This is a genomic window from Thiorhodococcus minor, assembly GCF_010820565.1.
Lineage (GTDB): Bacteria > Pseudomonadota > Gammaproteobacteria > Chromatiales > Chromatiaceae > Thiorhodococcus > Thiorhodococcus minor.
On the sequence record NZ_JAAIJQ010000188.1, the window covers coordinates 1 to 3,258 of the forward strand.

The following is a 3,258-nucleotide window of genomic DNA, read 5'->3' on the forward strand; positions in this document are numbered from 1 at the left end:
GCGTCGCAAGGCCACTTGGAACGATGATTACCGCGCTAAGGTCCTCTTGGGCTGAGAATTTATACGCGCTCGCCCTGGGGCGCGAGGGGCTTGTCGGCGTGGCGGCGTCGGCAAACAGCGCCGCGAGGACCTGCGCAGGCGTGCGCACGAACGGCGCGATCCCATCGACGGCGCCAAGGATCGCCATTTTCTTCTTGCCCCGCTCCACCGGTCTCGCTCGGGCGCATGCACACCCCCTTGCCGTCGACGCTGTTGACCAGAATGGCCCCGGGCGGCAACGGGCTGGGCGATGGCAACTGCTCCCAAAACGCCTCCTCCTGCCCGCTCAGGCGGAGTTCGTCGCGCTCGAGCGTCGGCACCGATTGGCGCACGCCCAAGAGGCGCTCGAGGAACTGCTCCGCGTGGGCATAGGGCATCGCCTGCATCAGCTGAGCGTTCCAGTCCTGCAGCAGATAGGACGTGCACTGCTCAGGCAACTGCAGCCGTGCATCCAACGCAATCGCCTCCAGCCTCTGCCCTTCGCGCTGCGCATAAACGAACCGCTCGATCCCGTACTCGCCAAAGAGGTTGCGATACGCGCGCGAGCGCGCCGCCAATCGCTTGACCGCGCGTCCATCATCCAGCACCAAGGACGCGCCCACATCGCCGGGACCACTCAGGGTCAAGAAGCTCTCAAACAGGCTGTGCCCGAGCCGCAGCAACTGCCGGAACAGCCCCGCCTCCAGCGTATGCGCTGCCGTTGCTACGTCCGCCGCCTCGCACACGGACGCGATCATGGCTTCCAGTTCGCCTCGCACCGGGGCAAAGACAGCATCAGGGACACCAGGCAGCAGAGACGACATCACAGACTCCTCAAGGTGGCACAACCGCAATGATCGACCGCTGCCGGCCAGGGAAGCGCAAAGCGCGAGGCCGGTAGTCCCGGGTAGGCGTGTGCGCGTGCGTATTGCCGTAATGACGAAGGACGTGAGTCCTTCGTCGTGAAGGCAATATGCAAAGCGCAGTCACACACGCCGTAGAGTCATTCGTCGTAGGGTCGTGCGTAGCCCGAGTGCGCCAACGGCGCTACTCGAGGCGGAACAGCGACCCGGAGCGGGACGGCCCGGGCTGAGAAGGTTGTCGCCCTGCGCGAGTCCCGTCGGCGAGGGATCGACCCGACGGGTATCACGAGCGCAGACGCGACACTCCGGATCGATCTGCGGGGTCTGCCACTTTCGCTCTGATCCGCTGGCCTGCCAGGTCATCCAGATCAATAATCACAATCTCGTGTACGCAGCCCGGGCGCGTCCGGCAGGTTACACCCCACGCCGAACGGCAACGTTCGCTACCAGCTGAAGGCGCCGCACCGAGACGGCACGACGCACGTCATCTTCGAACCACTGGATTTCATCGCCCGACTGGCAGCCCTGGTGCCCAAGCCGCAGGGGAACCTGACCCGTTCCACTGGATGTTTGCGCCAAATAGCAAACACCGTGCGCGGAAGCATCCCCGCTTTAATCCTTCTGTCGAGGGGTACCAGTGCGCGAGCTCCAGTCCTCGACCTGTCCCGAGGCGAGACGTCGTTCCGCAAGGCGTCGCCACCTAACGGGTAGTTCTTGCACTCTCAAGAACGCGCCGAGCGCATCGCGGTCGAGCACGTCGTAGTAAAGCAGCCGCCAAACACGAGTGAGAGGCCACTCTGCATTGGGACGGGCGATTAGATGAGCTTCTGCGCCGGCAGCGATCACGCCCGGATTCAGCACGCGGAAGTACCAGCCCGTTCGACCTGTCGCCTGCACTCGACGCGCCATGTCGGAACGGTCGAACCTCAAGTTCAACTTCCAGCACGGCTGGCGGCTCTGCGACAGTTCGACGAGGGTTTTACCCATCTGAAATTGGTCGCCGAGGCAGAGATCGTGCTCCGTAACACCATCGACCACTAAGTTCTCGCCGAAAGCGCCTGGCGTGAAGCGGTCTGCTGTACCCGGAAGTTCGCGTGCCCATGTCTCATAGTGAACAACCGCGTAGGCGTGAAGAGCCTTGTCCAGTCCTCCATGGTGGCGCCGGTCGCCTTGCTCATCGCCCTCGAGCCCTTCGGCTGTTGCAAGGAGTGGCCTATCGGACGGCTGTTTGTTGATGGCCGAGGGTTCACCCTTTGGCCCATAGGATTCCGCGTGCCCGGTTCGTAATTCAAGGATAGTGAATGTGGTCATGAAGCGAGGCTTACCTCCTGCGCAAGGAATGGGTACTCCGCGGTGTCGTTGACGCTGATTGGCCCGCCGAGGAACACGACCAGGTCTGCGCCTTCGACACGCTCCCTGTCGAGGTTCCACGAATCTTGGTAGACGATGTCGTAGCCGCGGGAGCGCAGTATCGGGTCGATCAGGCCAAGGTCGTCAAATGCTAAATGGCGAATAGCGATAGTCTGTTGCATATAGGCACAATAGACCACCACCTTTTCGTTGGTTCGCAGCGGGCAGTCTCGCCCGATCGGCACGGGCATCTGCCGCCGGCAGACTACTCCGGCTCACCCATCAGCGTGCAGATCGGCGTCAATAAGGGGACGAGACGATCCTTGGCGCCCTTGCCCTGCTCCACGCGCAACAGCTGGCGCTCCCCGTCGACGTCGGCGACCCGCACCGCCAACACCTCGCTCAGGCGCAGCCCGCAGCCGTAGCAGAGCGTCAGCATGGTGCGATGGCGCGCATCGGCGCAGGCGCGCAGGATGGCGGCGACCTCCGCGCGCGTGAGCAGCTCCGGGATGCGCTGCGGGCGCTTGGGCAGCGTCACCTCCAGATTCACCGCGGGCCAGTCCAGGACCTCCAAATAGAAAAAGCGGATGCCGTTGTAGAACAGCCGCACGCTGGCCGGAGCCAGTGCACGCGCGCGCACCAGGTGCTCGAAGTACGCGCGCAAGTCCTCCGGCGCAAGGCAATCGGGCGCGCGGTGGGTGAACTTCGCCAGATCCCGCACGGCGGCGAGATCGCTCTCATGGGTGCGCGGGGAGAAACCATGCATCTGCATGGCCACGATCATGCGTTGACGCAACGCTGTCATCGTCCGGTCCTCTGGCAACGACCCCGATTGGGTCATGGCGAGTGTGGACGACGAGGCGTGGAAGCGCTGTCAGGCGCGGGCGAGTGACGAGCGTCCGCAAAGCCCCGCGGAGCGGATTAGTTCAACGCCTTGCTCACCGGTAAATTAGTCCCTTATCGACAAAATCTTTGACAAAACGATGAGAATTCTAAAGGGCCTCCAGCACGAGACTCGGCTGCACAA

At 63.4% G+C, this 3,258-nt stretch carries 4 protein-coding genes and 1 pseudogene; 1 reads left to right on the forward strand and 4 read right to left on the reverse strand.

From position 1 onward, the window contains the following. Positions 1–59: 59 nt before the first annotated feature. Positions 60–842 (reverse strand): hypothetical protein, encoded by a 783-nt coding sequence (locus G3446_RS26045; RefSeq protein ID WP_164456574.1) that lies wholly within the window; start codon positions 840–842, stop codon positions 60–62. A 450-nt stretch (positions 843–1,292) separates the two neighbouring features. Here G3446_RS26045 and G3446_RS26050 point away from each other — a divergent pair. Next, positions 1,293–1,484, forward strand: a pseudogene (locus G3446_RS26050) (transposase); the annotation flags it as partial. A 9-nt stretch (positions 1,485–1,493) separates the two neighbouring features. Here G3446_RS26050 and G3446_RS26055 read toward each other — a convergent pair. Genes G3446_RS26055 through G3446_RS26065 form a run of 3 tightly spaced genes read right to left on the reverse strand, consistent with a single transcriptional unit; the run spans position 1,494 to position 3,036 of the window. Next, positions 1,494–2,192, reverse strand: coding sequence for an MOSC domain-containing protein (locus tag G3446_RS26055; RefSeq protein WP_164456575.1), 699 nt, complete (start codon positions 2,190–2,192; stop codon positions 1,494–1,496). Next, positions 2,189–2,482, reverse strand: a complete 294-nt coding sequence (locus G3446_RS26060) for a type 1 glutamine amidotransferase family protein (protein WP_164456576.1) — start codon at positions 2,480–2,482, stop codon at positions 2,189–2,191. Before G3446_RS26060 ends, G3446_RS26055 begins: the two co-directional genes overlap by 4 nt. A 14-nt stretch (positions 2,483–2,496) precedes the next feature. Further along, on the reverse strand, positions 2,497–3,036 hold the full coding sequence (locus G3446_RS26065) for a tyrosine-type recombinase/integrase (protein WP_245232799.1): 540 nt from the start codon (positions 3,034–3,036) through the stop codon (positions 2,497–2,499). Positions 3,037–3,258: the final 222 nt, after the last annotated feature.